19 protein-coding genes and 1 rRNA gene are annotated in these 20,195 nt (G+C 38.1%); 12 read left to right on the top strand and 8 right to left on the bottom strand.

Features of this window, described 5'->3' with window-relative positions:
* Position 1: 1 nt before the first annotated feature.
* From L8106_RS03715 to L8106_RS03760, 10 genes are all read left to right on the top strand, one after another.
* Entirely contained in the window at positions 2-844 is an 843-nt protein-coding gene (locus L8106_RS03715) for a sulfotransferase (protein ID WP_009782859.1), read from the top strand.
* A 40-nt stretch (positions 845-884) separates the two neighbouring features.
* Complete coding sequence (locus L8106_RS03720) at positions 885-2,129, top strand: glycosyltransferase (protein ID WP_009782860.1); 1,245 nt, start codon at positions 885-887, stop codon at positions 2,127-2,129.
* 63 nt (positions 2,130-2,192) lie between these two features.
* Positions 2,193-3,110, top strand: coding sequence for a methyltransferase FkbM (locus L8106_RS03725; protein ID WP_009782861.1), 918 nt, complete (start codon positions 2,193-2,195; stop codon positions 3,108-3,110).
* A gap of 36 nt (positions 3,111-3,146) precedes the next feature.
* A complete protein-coding gene (locus L8106_RS03730) occupies positions 3,147-3,872 on the top strand; it encodes a CatB-related O-acetyltransferase (RefSeq protein WP_198012892.1) in 726 nt (241 codons plus the stop codon).
* Positions 3,869-5,098 (top strand): glycosyltransferase family 4 protein, encoded by a 1,230-nt coding sequence (locus tag L8106_RS03735; RefSeq protein ID WP_009782863.1) that lies wholly within the window; start codon positions 3,869-3,871, stop codon positions 5,096-5,098. Before L8106_RS03730 ends, L8106_RS03735 begins: the two co-directional genes overlap by 4 nt.
* 74 nt (positions 5,099-5,172) lie before the next feature.
* A complete protein-coding gene (locus L8106_RS03740; protein ID WP_039895504.1) occupies positions 5,173-5,772 on the top strand; it encodes a methyltransferase domain-containing protein in 600 nt (199 codons plus the stop codon).
* Between the two features lie 60 nt (positions 5,773-5,832).
* Positions 5,833-7,092, top strand: coding sequence for a glycosyltransferase (locus L8106_RS03745; protein ID WP_009782865.1), 1,260 nt, complete (start codon positions 5,833-5,835; stop codon positions 7,090-7,092).
* 18 nt (positions 7,093-7,110) lie between these two features.
* Positions 7,111-8,238, top strand: coding sequence for a glycosyltransferase family 4 protein (locus L8106_RS03750; protein ID WP_009782866.1), 1,128 nt, complete (start codon positions 7,111-7,113; stop codon positions 8,236-8,238).
* 104 nt (positions 8,239-8,342) lie between these two features.
* Entirely contained in the window at positions 8,343-9,449 is a 1,107-nt protein-coding gene (locus L8106_RS03755) for a glycosyltransferase family 4 protein (RefSeq protein WP_009782867.1), read from the top strand.
* A gap of 116 nt (positions 9,450-9,565) precedes the next feature.
* Complete coding sequence (locus tag L8106_RS03760) at positions 9,566-10,705, top strand: glycosyltransferase family 1 protein (protein WP_009782868.1); 1,140 nt, start codon at positions 9,566-9,568, stop codon at positions 10,703-10,705.
* 96 nt (positions 10,706-10,801) lie between these two features.
* Here L8106_RS03760 and L8106_RS03765 read toward each other — a convergent pair whose 3' ends face one another.
* Together L8106_RS03765 and L8106_RS03770 are read right to left on the bottom strand one after the other, a co-directional pair.
* Positions 10,802-11,017 (bottom strand): hypothetical protein, encoded by a 216-nt coding sequence (locus L8106_RS03765; protein WP_009782869.1) that lies wholly within the window; start codon positions 11,015-11,017, stop codon positions 10,802-10,804.
* A 3-nt stretch (positions 11,018-11,020) separates the two neighbouring features.
* Positions 11,021-12,886: a S8 family peptidase gene (locus L8106_RS03770; RefSeq protein ID WP_009782870.1), complete on the bottom strand. Its 1,866-nt coding sequence runs from the start codon at positions 12,884-12,886 to the stop codon at positions 11,021-11,023.
* A 128-nt stretch (positions 12,887-13,014) separates the two neighbouring features.
* Between L8106_RS03770 and L8106_RS03775 the strand changes: the two genes are divergently transcribed.
* Entirely contained in the window at positions 13,015-13,449 is a 435-nt protein-coding gene (locus tag L8106_RS03775; RefSeq protein ID WP_009782871.1) for a hypothetical protein, read from the top strand.
* Positions 13,450-13,512: 63 nt separating this feature from the next.
* On the opposite strand, the gene rrf is transcribed toward L8106_RS03775, so the two are convergent.
* Positions 13,513-13,629: ribosomal RNA gene (gene rrf / locus L8106_RS03780) — 5S ribosomal RNA — on the bottom strand.
* Between the two features lie 428 nt (positions 13,630-14,057).
* Complete coding sequence (locus tag L8106_RS29325) at positions 14,058-14,795, bottom strand: winged helix-turn-helix domain-containing protein (protein ID WP_009782872.1); 738 nt, start codon at positions 14,793-14,795, stop codon at positions 14,058-14,060.
* A 429-nt stretch (positions 14,796-15,224) separates the two neighbouring features.
* Between L8106_RS29325 and L8106_RS03790 the strand changes: the two genes are divergently transcribed.
* A complete protein-coding gene (locus L8106_RS03790) occupies positions 15,225-15,989 on the top strand; it encodes a class II aldolase/adducin family protein (protein ID WP_009782873.1) in 765 nt (254 codons plus the stop codon).
* Here L8106_RS03790 and L8106_RS03795 read toward each other — a convergent pair.
* The 4 genes from L8106_RS03795 to L8106_RS03810 form a co-directional block, all read right to left on the bottom strand.
* The gene (locus L8106_RS03795; RefSeq protein WP_009782874.1) at positions 15,931-17,265 is read right to left on the bottom strand and encodes an O-antigen ligase; all 1,335 of its coding nucleotides are present in this window, start codon (positions 17,263-17,265) and stop codon (positions 15,931-15,933) included. The two genes, L8106_RS03790 and L8106_RS03795, sit on opposite strands and share 59 nt — an antisense overlap.
* 220 nt (positions 17,266-17,485) lie before the next feature.
* Positions 17,486-18,334, bottom strand: a complete 849-nt coding sequence (locus tag L8106_RS03800) for a YaaW family protein (protein ID WP_009782876.1) — start codon at positions 18,332-18,334, stop codon at positions 17,486-17,488.
* 90 nt (positions 18,335-18,424) lie between these two features.
* Complete coding sequence (locus tag L8106_RS03805) at positions 18,425-19,384, bottom strand: GDP-mannose 4,6-dehydratase (RefSeq protein WP_009782877.1); 960 nt, start codon at positions 19,382-19,384, stop codon at positions 18,425-18,427.
* 76 nt (positions 19,385-19,460) lie between these two features.
* On the bottom strand, positions 19,461-20,183 hold the full coding sequence (locus tag L8106_RS03810) for a Uma2 family endonuclease (protein ID WP_009782878.1): 723 nt from the start codon (positions 20,181-20,183) through the stop codon (positions 19,461-19,463).
* Positions 20,184-20,195: the final 12 nt, after the last annotated feature.

Raw genomic sequence — 20,195 nt, forward strand, 5'->3', positions numbered from 1 at the left:
AATGTCTAAAATTCATTCTTTTGTGCCGAACTTTATTCAACCTATATATCAAAAAATACGGGGTTTTCGTTATCAAGTTGAGGAGGAGTTTAAAAAACGAGTAACTTCGGTTCATCCCCATCCTATTCTGGTATTAGGAAACCAAAAGTCCGGAACTTCAGCCATTGCTGCTTTATTAGCAGAAAACACAGGGTTATCAGTAACTATTGATATCACTCAAGAAGTTGAGCATCCTATTTATCATCATGTAATTTTAGGGAAGTTATCGTTTGATGAATATATTCAACGTCACAAACTTTATTTTTCTAACGCCATTATCAAAGAACCTAATCTGACATTATTCTACAATCAATTGATTGACTATTTCCCTCAATCTCAATTTGTTTTTATTATTCGTGATCCTAGAGATAATATTAGAAGTATTTTAAATCGTTTACAGTTGCCTGGAAATCTCACTGAAATCCAACTTGAACAGAGGCAAATGCTCACTCAAGCTTGGCAGTTAATTATCGATAATTTTGGTTTAAATCTTCCAGGTTCAAATTATATTGAAAAGATGGCTTATCGATGGGACTATATGGCTAATCTTTATTCAAACAACTCCGAAAAAATGATTTTAATTCGTTATGAAGATTTTCTTCAAGATAAAGTTAGTCAAATAGAAATACTTGCTCAAAAGTTAGGACTCAAGCCAATCAATGATATCTCTGATAAAGTTAATATTCAGTTTCAAGGACGAGGAGATAGAAATGTAAAATGGCAAGATTTCTTTGAAAAAGATAACCTCAGTAGAATTGAATCAATTTGTAATGAAAATATGAAAAAGTTTGATTACTTGATTTAAAAAAAGATTAAATAGACACTTTTTAACAGGAGAAAAAAATATGAGAATTGCCTTTATCATTGGAAGATTTCCTTCATTTTCTGAAACCTTTATTCTCAATCAAATTACAGGTTTAATTGATCGTGGACATCAAGTAGATATTTATGCAGATTATCCAAAGGAGCAAAATAAGTTTCACGCTGATATTGAAAAGTATCACTTATTTGAACACACTTACTATCGACCCCAGTGGAGCCATCCTCGAACAAAAGCTCTATTCAAAGGCTTAGGATTATTTCTGCAAAATTTTCCTAAAGCTCCACTTACTTTGTTGCGTTCCTTAAATCTTTTTCAATATCGAAAAGAAGCTTTTTCCTTACGACTACTGTATGGAGCGATTCCAATCTTGAGCAAAAAACCTTATGATATTATTCACTGTCACTTTGGTCAATTTGGTAAAAGAGGAGTCGCTCTACGACAAATCGGAGCCATTCAGGGGAAGTTAATTACTTCATTTCATGGGGGTGATATTAACTCATCAGCTTGGTATTCTAGTGAAGGAACTTATCAACAACTATTTCACCTTGGCGATCAATTTACTGTGAATTCAAATTTTACGGCTGATCGAGTGATTGCTTTAGGGTGTCCACCCGAAAAAATAGTTAAACTTCCGATGGGATTGAATTTATCTCTTTATCAGTTTAAAGCTCGTTATCTACAAGCCAATGAACCTGTTGAAATTCTGACGGTGGCTCGATTAGTTGAGAAAAAAGGAATCGAATATTCAATCAGAGCTGTTGCTCAAGTTTTAAAACAATATCCTAACTTAATTTATCGCATTGTTGGCGATGGAGTTTTACGAGAATCTCTTGAACAACTCATTCAAGAACTGGATGTTTCTAAAAACGTTAAAATCTTAGGATGGATGACTCAAGAAGAAGTTCGTCAGCTCTATACAGACTCTCACATTTTTATTCTTTCGAGTGTAACAGCTAGGGATGGAGACAAAGAAGGTCAAGGTTTAGTTTTACAAGAAGCTCAAGCAATGGGTTTACCTGTTTTATCAACCATTCACAACGGAATTCCTGATGGAGTTTTAGATGGAAAATCAGGTTTTTTAGTTCCTGAAAAAGATGTTGATGCTTTAGCCGAAAAATTAACCGATTTAATCATAAATCCAGAACAATGGTTAGAAATGGGTCGAGTAGGTCGAGCTTTTATAGAAGAAAATTATGATATTAATAAATTGAACGATCAACTGGTTAATATTTATTCAAAATTAATCGTTAAAAATATCAAAACATAAATCCATCAATAAAGTTGACTCCAACTGAAAACTAACTATAAAAAAGATTGATATAAAATTGACATGAATAAGCCAGTTGTTTTTTTAATTTTTAACCGACCCGAATTAACAGCAAAAGTATTTGAAGTCATTCGTCAAGCCCAGCCCTCAATATTGCTTGTTATTGCAGATGGCCCTCGTTCTGACCGACCCGAAGAAGCTGAAAAATGTCAACAAACTCGCACTATTATTAATCAAGTTGACTGGAATTGTGAGGTGTTAACAAACTACTCTGATATAAATTTAGGTTGTGCAAAGCGAGTTTCTAGTGGTTTAAACTGGGTGTTTGACAAAGTTGATTCAGCTATTATTTTAGAAGATGACTGTCTACCGCATCCTAGTTTTTTTGATTACTGTGAAGAACTCCTAGACTATTATCAGCAAGATCAACGAGTCATGTCAATAGCAGGAACAAACTTTCAATTCGGACATCAACGCAGTGAATACAGCTATTATTATTCAGGTTTTCACGACTGTTGGGGGTGGGCGACTTGGCGGCGAGCTTGGCAATATTTCGACTTTGAGATGAAGCTTTGGCCGACTTTTCGAGAGAGTAATTTTCTTCATCATAAACTTTTAAAGAATAGCCGAGCCGTTAATTATTGGCGACGACTTTTTCAAGCAACTTATGAAGGAAAAAAAGATAGTTGGTTTTATCGATGGTTATTTTCTTGTTGGATACAGAATGGTTTAGGAATTATGCCCAGTATAAATTTAGTGTCCAATCAAGGCTTTAGTTTATCAGCTTCTTCAAATACGACAGCCGAAGCTCAAAAGATTTCTTATGCCAATATGTCGATAGAAACGATAAATTTTCCCTTAAATCATCCTCCATTTATGGTACAAAATTGGGAAGCCGACTTTTATACTCAAGAAACCCGTTTCTCACCCAGCCTTTTGAAACGATTTCAGCGAAAGTTAAATAATATTTTGATAAAATAGATTGAGGTTATTGTCAAACTTAAAGTTAGGAGTTTTATGATGCTATTAATATGGATTCAAACTCTAAAGTCTGTAACTAAAAACCCTTTCACTGATTATTTATTTTATCTCGTAAATTGGTGGAAAAACAAACTAAAATATAAAAATTTAGATCAGGGATATTACTCAAAACTCTATAATACTACAGTTGGAAATTATGTTAAATTGTATGAAAATGTTATGATTTTAAATTCTGAAATTGGCTCTTACACTTATATTTTATCAAATACTCGTATTTCTAGAGTAAATATTGGTAATTTTTGTTGTATAGGAGCCAACTGTATTATCGGTTTTGGGATTCATCCCACAACAGAGTTTGTTTCAACTCATCCTATTTTTTACTCAACTTTAAAACAAAATGGAATTACCTTTTCTGATCAAGACTATTTTGAAGAACGAAAAGAAATTAAAATAGGAAATGATGTTTGGATTGGAGCAAATGTGACGATTTTAGATGGAGTAAAAATTGCAGATGGAGCGGTAATTGCAGCTGGTGCTGTTGTCAATAAGGACGTTCCCGCTTATGCAATTGTTGGAGGAGTTCCGGCGAAACTGATTCGATACCGATTTGATGAAGAAACAATAGAGTTTTTATTAAAGTTTCAGTGGTGGAGTAAAGATGAAGAATGGTTAAGACATAATTTTAAAGATTTTCACAAAATTAATACCTTAAAACAAAAGTATGCTACAACAGAGTCAGTGCATCCAAATAGCACAACATGAAAAATATTTTACTTTCAGCTTATGCCTGTGAACCCAATAAAGGTTCAGAACTTGGTTTTGGTTGGAATTGGGCTTGGCATTTAGCACAATTAGGTCACGAAGTTTGGGTTTTAACTCGTTCTCATCTAGAAAGTCAAGCTGCACGGGAACAAGTTTTAGCAACTCAACCCCAGCCCAATTTACACTTTATTTCCGTTGATATTCCTAACCGTTTAAAACCTTATCTCAAAGGAAAAATAGGAGTCTATCTTCACTATTTTATTTGGCAAAGACAGGCTTATACTGTTGCTTTAGAACTCGATAAAAAACACAACTTTGATCTCATTCATCATGTAACTTGGGGGAGTTTAACGGCAGGTTCTTGGCTTTGGCGTCTCAATAAACCCTTTGTATTTGGACCCGTTGGAGGAGGACAAGTTGCACCACCCGCTTTCAAAAGTTACTTTTTAGATCAATGGCGCAGTGAAGCGTTTCGTTCTTTTGCGAATACTCAATTACTCCCTTTGAATTTAATCGCTCGTCAAACGGTTAGTCATGCAGATCTTGTTTTAGCAACCAATCAAGATACAGCAGATTTAGCTCAACGTTTAGGTGCTTCTAAAATAGAATTATTTTTAGATACGGGATTAGAAAAAGATTTTTTTCCAGAAAGTCCTCCCACTCGAATTCCTTCTTCTCCCTTAAAATTACTTTGGGTAGGTCGTTTATTTCCCAGAAAAGGTTTATTATTAGCCTTAGAAGCCATCTCTCAAGTCAACTCTGACATTCCGGTGAAGCTAACAGTAGTGGGAGGAGGTTCTCAGAGTCAATATATCCCCCAGTGGCTCCAAACCTTAAAAATTCAGGAAAAAGTTGAGGTCAAAGGTCAAATTTCTTGGGCAGAAGTCAAGCAAGAATATTTTAAGAATGAAGTATTTTTATTTACTAGCCTTAGAGATTCCTTTGGTTCGCAATTAGTTGAAGCTATGGCTTATGCTTTACCTTTAATTGTTCTCGATCATCAAGGTGCTAAAGATTTTGTCCCCGCTAGCGCAGGTATAAAAGTTCCTGTTACCTCTCCCAAAGAAACGGTAAAAGGACTTGCTCAAGCCATTGAATTTATGTATATTAATCATCAACAGCGTCAGCCTATGGGTGAATCTGGCTATCAATTTGCAAAACAACAAATTTGGAAAGAAAAAGCTAAAACCATGAGTGTATGGTATGAAAAAAGTGTTCCGACTTAAAGCAAATTTCGCTTCTTTTATGATATGATAATTTGATTGATTTTCCATCTAAAATGATTAACCAGGAGCAAGCAATGAATTACAAAAATTTACATATAGGATGTCTTGATCAAGTTTTTCCAGGTTGGATTAATACGGATATTACTCCCCATATTTATGTCTCTAAAGTTCCAGGTCTTCCTTGGTTTTTATATAAACTAAAAAAGATTTCTCCTGAACGATATCAACAGTATGAAAAAGGGATATTTCGTCAAATTAAGTATTTAAACGTCAGTCAAAAATTTCCTTGGAGTGATGATACCTTTGATAATGTATATACTTCTCATATGCTAGAGCATCTTTATCCAGAAGAAGGACTTAATTGTATATCAGAAGTGTTTAGGGTTCTAAAAAAAGGTGGAGTATTTCGGATTGTTGTTCCCGATTTAGATCTGATGATCGATAATTATAATTCTAATGAACCGGAACCGTTTCTCGCAGAATTTTTTGAAGCCACCCAACGCCGTGACTCCAATCAACATCACTGGCATTATAATGAGAAACTCTTTCATAAAATTCTTTCAGAAGTAGGCTTTAGTAAAGTTCATAGATGTGAATACAAAAAAGGTCAAATTTTAGATGTAGAAAAAATTGACCAGCGTCCCGAATCACTCTTTATAGAAGCAATTAAATAATCAACTTGATTGATTAGAACATGAATTACCCTGAAAGATTTTTAGCCTTTTAACCATCCAATGATTAAGTTATCACCTCGACCAGACTCTGCCAAAAGTCCTCACAATATTTTACTGCTTAGTTTAGTGACAACAGGTCATTATCCTAACTATCTTCAATACTTAATTCGATATTGGCGTGAGTATAAACTTCAGGATAATCTCTACATTTTAGTGGTTCAGGAGTTTCTCGATAAACATACTGAGGTTGTTAATCTGGCTAAAACAGAGAGGAAAAACAATATACACTTTGTTAGTCTTAAACCTGAAGAAGAAGCACGACTGAAACTAAAAAATTTAAAAATAAATCAGTTCATTCGAGATTTTCAGGAATGGAACTTAATGTGTCAGTATATTAAATCTCTAGCTATTACAAACTGTTTAATGATGATTGTAGATCGATATCTTTTTTCAATGATATTTGGAGTCAAGCCGACTTGTCCGGTATCCGGGATTTATTATCGATTTTCACTTCATTATCATCAGTTTGAAAACTATCAGCCTTCTCGAAAAGAAAAAATTCAACACTGGCGAGAAAAGTTGTTGTTATCTACTCTCCTCAAACAATCACATCTCAACAAACTTTTCCTACTTGATCCTTTGGGGGTGAAATACATTAATCAAAACTATTCACTCCAGAAAGCTATTTATTTACCCGATCCTGTTCGCTTTTTTACTCCATCAAAAACGAAAATTGAACAGTTAAGAACAGCTTTAAAAATCAATTCAAACAGAAAAATTTTTTTACTACAAGGAACTTTAGATGATCGACGACGAGGGCTTGATGAACTCTTAGATGCTATTCATTTACTCCCTTCAGAGTTGTGTTTAAAAACTTGTATAATTTTGGCGGGAAAAGCTAATCCGATAAAACAAGCGGAGTTGGAATCGAGGATTACAGAAATTTGTCAATCAAAACCTATACAAATTATTAGACGCTATGAATTTATATCCGAGGAAGAAGTGCATCTATATTATCATTTAGCAGATGTTGTACTTTCAACCCATCATCGTCCGATTGGAATGAGTGGAACTTTGGTTTTAGCAGCGTCGGCTGAGAAGCCAGTTCTTAGCTCAAATTATGGCTTAATGGGAAAAATGGTTCAACAATACCATTTAGGTGTAACCATCGATTCAACACAGCCTAATGAAATTGCAAAGGGTTTGACTCAATTTTTAGTACAACCAGAAATAACTTTATGTGATCGTGCCTTAATGAAAAATTTTGCTCAACAAAATTCAATTGATGAATTTGCTAACGTTATTTTTAATCACATTTAAAAGCTATCCTAATTTTTTATGAAAAAAGTTTTAATAATTCAAACTTTAGTGAAGCAATATCGAGTTTCTTTTTTTGAGCAACTTGATCAAGCTCTTAAATCAGAAGGAATTCAACTGCGGGTTGCTTATGGAGATCCCACTGAAGCCGAACGGCAAAAGCTAGATAATGTTGAATTGAGTTCAGAAATAGGACTGAAAGTACAAAATTATTGGTTTTTGAATGATAAACTCTTATATCAATCTTTATGGACAGAAATTTTTAAGTCAGATTTGGTTATTGTTGAACAGGCTAGCCGCCATATTCTTAACTATTTTTTATTACTTTTTTCAACTTTAAAACTCAAAAAAGTCGCTTTTTGGGGTCACGGTTGGGATCGCCAAGCTGAGACTCCCAAATTTTCAGAATGGATCAAGTTAAAAACTATTAATAAAGTCGATTGGTGGTTTGCATATACTGAAGGTACAGCCAAATATCTCAAACAATGTGGAGTTCCAAAGAATATTATTACTGTTGTTCAAAACTCCATAGATACAGAAGAATTTAAACAATATTTACTCAATGTTACCTCTGAAGATCTTGAAAGAGTTCGAGAAAAACTAAAACTAAAAAATACTGATAAAATTGGATTATTTTGTGGTGGACTATATGCGAATAAACATTGGAAATTTTTACTAGAATCTAATCATCTAATTCGGCAATCTATACCTGAGTTTAAGTTACTCGTTCTTGGAGATGGGCCAGATAGACAGCAGGTTATACAAACCGTAAATCAGCATCCAGAGGTTTTATATTTAGGCTCTAAATTTGGGTATGAAAAAGCACTTTATTTTCGTCTTTCTGATGTTTTTTTAATTCCTGGTTTAGTAGGTTTAGCAATATTAGATGCTTTCGTCGCCGGAGTTCCTGTTGTTACCACTGATATTCCCATACATAGTCCTGAAATTGAGTATTTAATACCTGAAATTAATGGGTTCGTGACCGAACATAATCAACAAGAATATGCCCATAAAGTTATTAATTTACTCCTCGACGAACAGGGACTAACTCAATTAAAATCTGGGGCTTTAGATTCATCAAAACATTATAATGTTGAAACGATGGTTAATAACTTTAAAGAAGGAATTCTAAAAGCTTTATTAAAATAATTAAAGAATAATTTAGTTCAGTTTAAAATTTAATATGGAGATAATGTATCAATCTAAATCAATGCTAAAATTAGATTATAGAACATTAAAATTTACCTTAAACCATGAAAGTATGGCACGTTGGCGTAGCAGCTTCATTTGAGAAAGTCTGTGGTATCACAAACACAGTTTGGTTAATTGCTAAAGAGCAAGTTGAATTGGGACATGAAATTACTCTCCTCATGGATAAACCACCTGATGCAGAAGTTCAAGCCTTTGCAAAAAAAAGAAAAATTAGATTAAATTACGTTCATGCGAATCAATGGTATTATCATAGTGAATGTCTTAAAAAAAGTCTATTCAATCCACCTCAAATAGTTCATTTACACTCTGTTTATGTTCCTCGCCAAGCCACTTTAGCTAACTATCTTAGAACTGAAAAAATTCCATATCTTGTGACTCCTCATGGAGGTTTACAATCTCAACGAGGAGGTTTAAAAAAATGGCTTTACACCAGCTTAATAGAAAAGCAAAGATTTTCTAATGCCGAGGCAATAACCGTTCTTTCTAATCCCGAGAAAAAAATTGTAGAATCTCTTTTGTCTGATTCTCATAAACATCTTGAATGGATATATAATCCCCTAGATACTGATACTTTAGGTGACGCAAAATGGCAAAAAAATATTAAGAAAAACAAAATTATTTTTATGGGAAGATTTGATGTTTTTCATAAAGGCATAGATATTTTAGTAAAACTTGCCAAAAAGCTTCCAAATTTAGAATTTCATCTTTATGGAACTGAAGATCATCGAACTAAAAAATGGTTGAAAAAAATCAAAGAAAATCTCCCCAAAAATGTATTTTTTCACAATCCTATTTATGGCGAAGAAAAAAAACAAGTGCTTGTTAATGCCAGTGTCTATATTCATTTATCTAGATGGGAAGTTTTTGGAGTATCAATTGCTGAAGCAATGTATTTAGGAGTCCCTTGTGTAATTGCTAATACTATTGATTTTGCTGATATTTTCAAGCGATATAATCTTGGCTTAGTTTTACCCTCTAATATTAGTGAAGCCGCCACCAGTTTACAAGAAATTTTCAACCAACCTGAGCAACTTCAAGAATGGTCAGTTCAAGGAAAAGCTTTTGCTGAAAAATACTTTCAACCCCGTACAGTAGCTCAAAGCTACCTACAACTTTATGAAAAAATTTTAGCTGAATATAACTACTAATGCTAGCTTAAAAATCAAATTAGAAATTGTTAACAATTTCTCCTAAGTAAGATTCCTAAAATTAAACTTAAATAACTGGAAACACGTCAAGGTTAATCTATCACAAGAGTAGAAATATGCACATCCTGATTTCTGCATTAAGTCGGTTTACTCAACCCACAGGTTTATGTCGAGGGGCTGCAAATTTAGCCAAATGTCTAGCCGCTTCTGAACAAGTTGAGCAAGTAACATTAGTTTTGGGGAGTTGGCAAAGAGGTTATTTTGAAGAAGATTTTCAGCTAAATTCTCCGAAAATAAACATCCTGCCAATACAGATCAAAAATAGCTCACTGAAGCGTAACTTTTGGTTTATGTTTAACCTGCCAAAACTGATCAAAAAACTTCAGCCGGATATTGCTCATTTTTCCTTTCCTATTCCCTTTTTAAACTTTTTATTTTCTGTTCCTGTTGTTTCAACAATCCATGATTTTTATCCCTATGAAAAACCCGAAAACTTTGGATTTCCAAATTATTTATTTAATCAACTATTTACCCGTATGGCGATTCAAAATAGTGATGGAATTGTCTGTGTTTCTCAAGACACTTTAGACCGACTCAAGTATTATTTTCCGAAAGTCTATGCTAAAGGCAATAGTCGTGTTGTTTATAACTATGTTGACTTTGAACAGACTCAATCTAAACTTCCGCATCAGCTTAATCTAGGAACAACTCCCTTTATCTTAAGTGTGGCTCAACATCGTAAAAATAAAAATTTATATTTATTGATTGCAGCTTACGCTAAACTCATAGAACAACATGAAATTGAGCCATTAACTCAACTTATTTTTGTGGGGAGTACAGGCCCAGAAACTGGAAACTTAATTGAACTGATTCATAAAAAATCGCTCGCAGATCGGGTTTTTCTGACTTCATCAATTGATGATGAACAGTTATGCTGGCTTTATCAACATTGTGATCTGATGGTTTGTCCTTCCTCAACAGAAGGGTTCTGCTTACCCCTGGCAGAGGCTCTCTATTTTTCGGCTCGTGTAGTCTGTTCTGATATCCCTATTTTTCGAGAAGTTGGGGCTTCTGACTGCTTTTATTTTGACTTAAAAAATAATCCGGTTCAAAACCTTTCTCAAGCAATTGTAGACGCTTTAAAGCAACCTAATTCTCCTCTGCGAACTGAGCCATTTCGGTTCTCAAAATCTAAAGCCATGAATCAATACTTAGAATTTTATTCGACTTTAAAATCAAAAAACAACAATAAATAAATGGGGAAAATAATTGTATTTTCTGTCAAAAAAAGAGAGGCTGTAGCAGTATTTAAACTCAACTACAAACCTCTCAAATAAAGACATAGCTGGAAATTATTCCATCACTTCAAAAGATTGAACTTCCAAAACTGGGCCAATCATTGCCGTCGTCATCACATCCTCTCGAACTTCACCATTAACCTCAACTTTTAAGCCTTTCTTTTTGAGATCAGAAGGTGCATCTTTGAGTTCATAGGTTTTGTTATCCGTCACTAACGCCCAAGTGCCAGTCCCAAAACCTTTGTGTTCAATTTTGCCTTGAACTTTCATTGTTTATACCGTCCTTGTTTCAGCTTTCAGGGCGAGAGTTGCCAATCCTAAACACAGCAAAGCGTTAACTCCGAGGAAACCTTGGGCGAGTATTCCTGAACCCAGTCCCCAAACCGCAGGAGAAATAACTGCTGAAACCGTTAAACAACTTGCTACCCCGATAGTAGTACCAATGGCGATCCATTTCCAAGTCGAATGTCCGAGGAACAAAACAACTAGAATAGCCGGAATTAACACACTGGCAAAAATCGGGTTTAATAAACTATTACCCGCGATCGCATTTCCGAGTTCTGGAACCGAACTTCCCATCATTCGCATCGGCCATTGAGGAAGGTCAAAAATATAGAACCCTCGCAGGAAAAATAAACCGCTAGACCCTGCAACCAACCCACTCATCATGGAAAAACTCCATTGGAAGGGGAAATAATTTCGCAGGAACCAAGCCAAAAGATAGGAACCCAACACCATACCAAGTTTGGGTAACAACGCCACAGCGCCGCCATCAATCCAAAAACGGGGATTGAGATAACCACTATCGCGCAACCACCGGAAAAAGTCCCGGAAAGTAATCTGTCCTTTCAAAGCCAGTTGTACCGCATTTCCCGCATCCACATGACCAGCCCCAAAATGGTTAAGCGGATCTTCAGTCACTTTGCGGGCGGATTCTTTGAGAATATGGGCGACATCTTCAGGTTCAGTGATCCCCGAAGCTTTCACTAACGCCGCAATTGCAGCAACGTGGGGAGATGCCATACTCGTTCCCTGGAAGGCTGCAAACGTCGATCCCCCGGTTTCGGGATCAATCGTTTCTTGGAGAATACCCCCTGCTGTATTTTCACCTTCCGTTAACCCACCAGGGGCAGCAATATCAACCCCGGCACCAAAGTTAGAATAGGGCGTTTTGTTGCCTGTGGGGTCTAAAGCAGCTACTCCAATCACTTTGGGATAACGGGCTGGATATCCTGCCGCATTTTGTCCAGAGTTACCCGCTGCGGCGACAATCACAACCCCTTTGTTGTAAGCATAATTAATCGCCTCTTGCATTAACTGGCTTTCACCGCCACCGCCAAGACTCATGTTAATCACGTCAGCGCCGTTATCGGCGGCAAATTTAATCGCTTCAGCAATATCAGCAATCGTACCGCCACCGCCTGCACTCAGGACTTTTAACGGCATGATTTTTGCGTTGTAGGCGACTCCCGCCACACCATAACCGTTATTGGTCGATTGGGCAACCGTTCCGGCAACGTGGGTGCCATGACCATTATCGTCGGATGCTTCAGCGCGATCATTAACAAAATCGTAGCCGCCCACGAATTCTGTATCTTTGAGATCCGGAACTTGACTGACTCCGGTATCAATCACAGCAACGGTTACGCCTTCACCGTGCGTTTCATTCCAAGCCGTTTCCACATTAATGCTGCGGAGATTCCACTGTTGACCATAAAATGGATCGTTGGGAACGCTGTTACTGAAAAAAGAATCCTGAGAAATATTCTTTTTGGAGGGAACAGCATCATACAGAACACCGTTGTCAAACTTCGCGCTATAGTTAGCGGAGTAGATATAGTTGGGTTCAATGTATTCTGTCTTTTTACCTAGAGATTTTCTCAAGGATTTGAGCAGTTGTTTGTCACCCCGAACAATATAAATATTGTCTTCGGGCGAAAATTCGCTATTGAGATAGGGAATCACTTGATATTTTTGAGCGATCGCCTGAATTTGATTGGTAATTGATTGTTGCCCAATCTCTTCGCGAAAGTCTAGTACAATCGAATCATATGTGCCTTGGGCAGCCAGACCGGAAAAACCAGATACGGCCCAGCCTAGCCCAATTAAGAATAAGCACAGCAGAAAAAATCTTTTCATCATTATTCGTCGGTGCGTTGTGGGTTATTCGTCGAAGGAGTCCCAGACAAATAACGTAGTTCTCCCATTGTATCTACCTGATGTGAGAAGCGAATCATGATTGAGTGCCAATTTACTCAGGGTCAGCTATGGAACGAGGTTTATTGTGGCTTCCGCTACTGATTGTTTTCTTTTGGTTAGCCTGGTCAGGCTGGAACGAATACAACAAGGTTGAAGCCTATCGGGAATGGGAGAAAGGGTTTGAAAAGGCTAAATATGATATCTATGCCGTATTGGGTTTAAAAGGGACTGAACTCACTTGGGGAAAACCTACCCGCAAAGGGCCGACTAATCTACAAACCCTGTCGTTGGAAGATGTACGATCTATTTGGCTGGTGGTTGATAATCATTCGGTTGATTTAGACTCTCCGCCTGAAAGTGGTAAGGAGATCGAGTTAGAATTTCAGTTGAAACAAGAAGCCACTCCGGTTCGAGTTCCGTTTACAGAAGTTCCTCTCGCTGCACAATGGGGGAAATTTCTCCACCAACAACTCAAAAAAGTTGAAACCTCTGAAAGCAGGTAAAAATCACACCAAATTCAAAAGCCTCCTTCCGATTTATCACTGGAAGAAGGCTTTCGTATATTATCCTGGCATCGAGCTATTTTCCCAGGCAGCTACCCACCAAGTATCTTCGCCGTGTCAACGTTTCACATCCGAGTTCGGGATGGATCGGTGTGGTTCCATCGAGCCATAGACACCAGAAAAGCTTTAAAATGCTTTCTTAGGTCTTTTGTGTTCGGGGTGTTTTTGTTTCCCTCGCACAATTAACCAATATAGAGCCTTTTTCTAAACTTGTCAACCCTTTTTAGAAAAATTTTTCCGGTTCGTTGGTGCGCCTCAGCGCAGTGCGGGTGTTGGGTGTTGGATGATAACGCAGACTGTAGGGTGTATCAGGGCGAAGATAGAGTAGTTAGATCTTAATGTTAACAACCTGATGCACCAAACTCAACGGATTGAACCTTTTAATCGAATAGCGCACCCGGAAACTTCTCAAGACAATGATATCTAGTACCATCAGCGCGATACAGTGTGTGTTGAGCGTTAACTCCCCCCACTTCTTATTGAGTTCTCGACCAATATTTCTACGAAGTTTGTCAGGCATAAAGTTATTTTTATTGCATTCTTATTTACTAATAAATGAGATAGGTTTCTACTCCATTAATTATAACAGAGCGTTTTTCCCGAGCTAATTTACCAATGCTGACCACAGCATAATGAAACATTCTATGATGATTTGGACATAAAATAACCACGTTGGAGGCATCTTGAGAACCTCCTTCAGAAAGAGGAACTAAATGATGTGCTTCAGCATAGTTATCTCCATTCTTTTGAATAAACGTAAAACCACAATCTTTGATTTGACAACATCCTTTATATTTGGTCTTGAGTTGATCTGTGATCTTCTGATACCGCTTAACTCTTTTAATCTGAATTTCTTCAGTTTCACTTGTACTCAAAACACCATCTTCTCTCAGTTGATCGAGATAATATTCAAACTGTTTTTGGTTTGGAAAGATAATCTCTTTTGCTCTTTCTATCGCTGCATTGGTTATTTGCGTAGACTTAACCTGTAAAATTTCTTGGCAAAGGTCTTTTAAATATTGTTCACCTTGCTCGGTTATTCGCCATTGATTTCTGATGGCATTATCTATGTAACCTTCGCAGACTAAACCGTATCTAGCCCAGGCAAAATTATTCCTCCATCGTAGCTCGTTACGATTATCGCAAATTTCCAGGTCTTCTTGAGAAAAATTGATATACTGTCGAGATTCAATATTATCTAATACAACTTGCTTACTTGCGCTTCCACCAACATCAACGATGGAAAGTAGAATCACAAATCTGTTTGTCTTTTCCTTATTGTTCATAAAAACAAAAGATGCTAATTTTAAATCAATCTGAACTTTTAATCTCTAGTTTAAACCAGCAAAGCAAGAAAAACAATTAGACACTAATTTCTAGTATAATCAAAGTAAACCCAATCATTAACTTTGACAAACACCGATGAACCCAGAGTTATCACAACAATCTCATTTATTCACAAATCTAAAAGTGACACTTCTGTTAGAAATATTGACATCAAGCCAAGTTTCGGCATTTGTAAAAGAGTTTCCTGACTGTCGAGTGAAAGCAGAAAAATGAGAAGCAGCGATCGCAAAAATTCAAGCAACCTTTTTAGAGTCGATCCTTCCTATTGTTTGTAGAGGGTGTTAAGCGTGTATCAATATATTTTAGATATTGAATATTTTAGATACTGATTCCGTCTTACTAATTCTCTAAAATCCTCAAGGAGCATTATGTTTGAAAAGTTTGATTTGCCCCAACCCCCGACGTTTGAGACGATTGAAGCTGAACGTCAACACCGTAAACAACGGTTAGCCGCAGCGTTACGTTTATTTGCTCATTATGGCTTTGATGAAGGCGTAGCGGGACACATTACCGCTCGTGACCCCGAATGGCCGGATTTATTTTGGGTGAACCCGTTTGGGATGTATTTTGGTCAGATTCGGGTTTCAGATTTACTCTTGGTGAATCAAAAAGGGGAAGTGGTTCAAGGCGATAAACCCGTTAACGCGGCGGCGTTTGCGATACATTCCCAAATCCATCAAGCTAGACCCGATGTGGTGGCAGCAGCCCACGCTCATTCAATATATGGGAAGGCTTGGTCTTGTTTGGGGCGACGACTTGACCCTTTAACTCAAGATGCCTGTGCTTTTTATCAAGATCATGCTTTATTTGATGATTATACCGGAGTTGTGCTTGATCTCTCGGAAGGGAAACGGATTGCTGAAACGCTTGGTGAACGCAAAGCGGTTATTCTCCGCAATCATGGTTTACTTACCGTTGGTCATACTGTTGATGAAGCGGCGTGGTGGTTTATTACCATGGAACGGTCAGCCCAGGCGCAATTGATGGCAGAAGCCGCAGGGAAACCAATATTAATTGAACCGGATGTTGCCAGTTTAACTTACAGTCAGATTGGCAGTCATTTTATGGGTTGGTTTAGTTTTCAGTCTTTGTATGACAAGATTGTGCGTCAGCAACCGGATTTGTTAGAGTAAATTGTTGAGTATTGCCATAAATGGCGGCGAGTAATATCCATCCCAAGGTATTTACTCGGAAATCATACAACGTTACATCTAACAAATTAAACAACACACAAGCCCCAAATGCCAGTCCATAACTGAAGAAAATTAATCGGTCTTGAGGGGGAATTTTTTGTTTAATTCCGAGTTGAACAGCTTGGGCTAAAATCCAACCGATAATACTTAAAAAGAGTAAAGTTGCAGGAATTCCCACTTCAGCCGTCATCATTAAAAACAAGTTGTGAGGATGACCCATCCAAACGTTCATCTTGCTTTCGTAGAGGGCGGTAAAGTTTCGCAAACCCCAACCGGTTAAAGGTTTTTGTTGGGTGAGGTTCCAGGCGAATTTCCATTGAGTGATGCGAAGTGTTTCAACGGGACGTTCAAAGTTTTGGTCGGTCAGACGTTCCCAAAAATAAGCTGGAACAATGACTCTTAAACCTTTTTGAATCGGAGAAGGAGCAAATGCAGCCCCAAAAATAGCTGTGACTCCAGCAATCACTAATCCTAACACAATCCACCATCCCAAATAAACCGCATAAGCGACACTGGAAAATACCATCAGTCCCCAAGCGTTGCGGGAGTTGGTGAAAATTAGGGCAATTGTTACGCCGAACAAAGCGATGATTAAAACCGTTAAAAAGGAGGGTTTAGGATAGAGTTTTTCGTCGGGTTTAAACTTCCAAAACGGTAGCCGTTCGATGAATAATCCCAGTCCCAAAATTAAGACAATTAAAAGATAAACGGCTAAAATATTAGCGTACATAAAGACGGAAGACATTCTATCAGGAGGGCTACCATTGAGAACGATAACCCAACCGAAAAAGCCTCTTAATTGTTCAATTCCTGACCATCCGAGAAATTGTTGACCTAAACCTAAAATTACAACGGGAATAGAGGGAATAATTAAAATCCAAGCAATTTGGCGGAGTTGAGTCGGGGTTTGAATTAAGGTGTTAAATCCCGCAAAAACAAAAAAATAGGGTAAAAAGTTAGATAATCCAATGAAGGCTTCGGAAGTATTTTCTGCCAAAGTTGCCATTAAAATCAGTAACAGACTTAAAACGATTAAAGCCTGATGAACGGGTTGATTAATAATGGGTTTAAATTTCTTTGTCCAGGTGATAATAGCCGCCAAAACTATCATAATTCCGCCCCAAGTTGGCAGGAGTGGAAATAGAAATAATCCGACTTGAAATAAATTCCAAAGCCCTTGTAGTTTGGGTTCAGGATGTCGAGTGAGAACAGACACAGTAGTTTGTTGTTAGGGAGGTGGGGTGCAGGGGGAGATGGGTAACGGATGGGTTGTTGGTGGGTTTTTTGGGTTAATGCTTTTGGGAACGGATGGGTTATCGGTGGGGTTACGGGGGAGGTGGGGAGGTGGGGAGTTGCTGTGTTCAGGAGGAAAGAAGCCATCGAAAAAACTCTTGCCCCGTAACCCTTTCCCCTTGCCTTTTGCATGATTGCCTTTTTTAAACAACAGGTTCCCAAGCCCAGTCTGAACGTGTTAGGCGAATTTGTGCCAAAGTAAAAATTGTGGGAATAATTCGGGCATAATTGGTTGAGATAGTTTTCCAACCGACATCGGCGACAAACCAAGTCCACAATACCGGGCCAAGAAACGCAAATACACTGCGAGTTGTACCATAACGGGCTGCACTCACGGCCATTCCTCGTTTTGCCATCTGCACGGTAACATAACCTTGGAACTGGGTGGCGGCAGTCGTACTCCCTTGAACGATAGCTTGTTTTGCCATCTGGTATTTGGCAAAATGTAGGGCAAACTGACGGGCGAGTTGTTGCAACACCATTGGTTGTACAATCGTACTCACTGCAATTGCACTTCCCGCTTTCAAAAGAAAACCTAATGGGTCTTTTTGAGCAGATAAAGGCAGGGGTTGAGCGGAGTCGGACTGAGCCAGAGCATGACTAATGCGTTGAGTTAAAGCTTGTTGTTCGGAAGCGGGTAAACGTTTCCAAGCCCGTCCTAATAAGAATAAAAAGATTTCAGCTTCTAAGTCAGTCGTTGAGAGATTTTTGGAATAGGATATTTTCAGATACCGACAGACTTGAACTAAAGCTTGACGATAACTGATTTGGTGAGTGCGTCCTCTCAACACGGTGAGTCCGTCTGCGGCTAAATAGCGAAATCGTTGTTCGAGTGCATCTAGACAGGCTTCATGGTCACGACTTTGAACATCAATGGGTTGAGGGGTGTTGAAGTAGTCTAAGGGATTAAACCGACGGCTAAACAGCAGTTCAGTTAGTTGTTGCAACTCCTCTTCGGTTGCGAGTTCCAATGCTCCTCTGAGTTCATCCAAGATTGTTCCCCTCCTAGCCAGCAAATTACCTATAGTGTATATTTTACTGGGATTTTGGGCAGAAAAGGAAAACTGAAGCTTGTGAGTAAGCTAAAATCCCTTTTGTCGAGCCTCAACCATCATTCGGACAATATCGGGTAGTTTATACTGGGCTTGCCATCCTAATTTTTCTTGGGCTTTGGCAGGGTTCGCCCGACCGACTGCAATATCTGTTGGTCGATACAAACTTTGGTCTGTTTCTAGATAATCTTCCCAGTTTAGACCGACACAAGTAAAGGCTTCGACAACAAAATCTTGTAATGCGGAGGTTTTCCCGGTGGCAATTACATAATCATCGGGTTCGTCATGCTGTAGCATTTTGTACATGGCTTCCACATATTCCGGCGCCCAACCCCAATCTCGTCGGACGGAAATTTCGCCCAAATAGAGTTTTTCTGTACTGCCTTGGGCGATTCTACAGGCCGTTGTAATGATTTTTTGGGTCACAAATCGTTCGGGTCGCAGGGGAGATTCATGGTTAAATAAGATACCTGAACAGGCAAATAAACCGTAGGCTTCTCGATAATTAGCGACTTCCCAAAAGGCGGCGGACTTAGCAACAGCGTAGGGACTGCGAGGACGAAAGGGGGTATTTTCATCGGCGGCTAATTCGCCTGTATTCCCGAAACATTCACTTGAACCTGCGTTGTAAAGTTTGATGTCTGCCCCAGTAAACCGAATGGCTTCTAACAGGTTTAAAGTTCCAGTTGCAATGCTTTCGAGGGTTTCTACGGGTTGGTTGAAGGAAAGACCGACTGAACTTTGGGCAGCTAGGTTGTAGACTTCATTGGGTTTAACTTTTGTCAGGACTTGCAATACACTCCGAAAGTCCGTCAAGCTCATAGATTCGAGTTTAACTTGTTCTCGGATGCCTAAGCGAGATAAGTTTTGAAAGGATGACATTTGAGCATCCCGTGAGGTGCCACAAACCGAGTAGCCATTTTTTAATAAAAAATCAGCGAGATAAGCACCATCTTGTCCTGATATTCCACAAATTAAAGCAGTTTTCATACTATTTCCTCAAAGTCAGCCGACTTGGATATGTTCCTAACTTCATTCACTCCTATTTGTTATCCCTAGATTACTTTTATAATTGTGACATATCAATTCCCCTTTCTCTCAACTGTTGTTTCAATTGTTCGAGTTGTTGTTCTGCGAGTTCTGCCCGTTGGCGTTCAACTTCTGCTATTTCTTCCGTTGTTGGCAGGAGAACTCCTTCCAATGTTGCCCACCTCAACCAAACGGTATTAATCTCTCGATAACTGCCCGACCATTTGATTAATGCTAAGTTTAATTCTTGACTAATTAAACGGCCATCTTCGTCTGGTTCAAGGGGTTGATAAACGCTACCTTGTAAGCGAAATCCCTGAAAATCTTCGGGGTTAAAGGGATCATACCAAAAATATTCTGGGACTCGCATTCGAGATTGATAAATCTGTTTTTTTTCGGTTTTATCACGGTTAAGGGTACTTTCAGATAACAGTTCAATCACAATATCTGGCCCTTTTCCTTCTTCCCAAATCACCCAACTTTTCCGTTCAGTGCGGGGAACATCTAAAACAACAAATACATCTGGCCCCCGAAAGTCTTGGTTGCGAACTTGCTCCAGGCTAAAGTAAACAAACATATTACCTGCAACATAGGCATTTTGCTGTTTTAGTCTTTCCCAAAGGGGATTAATCAACAAATCAGATTGATGTTTATGACGTTCAGTTTCCATGGGTATCCCATCATCACAGGGAAGTTCGTCTTGAGTGGGAGGTAGAGCAATTACCGGATATTTTTCTTCTATAAGTTGAGGGTCTGACATTATAGTAACTTC

Source organism: Lyngbya sp. PCC 8106 (genome assembly GCF_000169095.1).
In the GTDB taxonomy this organism is placed as follows: domain Bacteria; phylum Cyanobacteriota; class Cyanobacteriia; order Cyanobacteriales; family Microcoleaceae; genus Capilliphycus.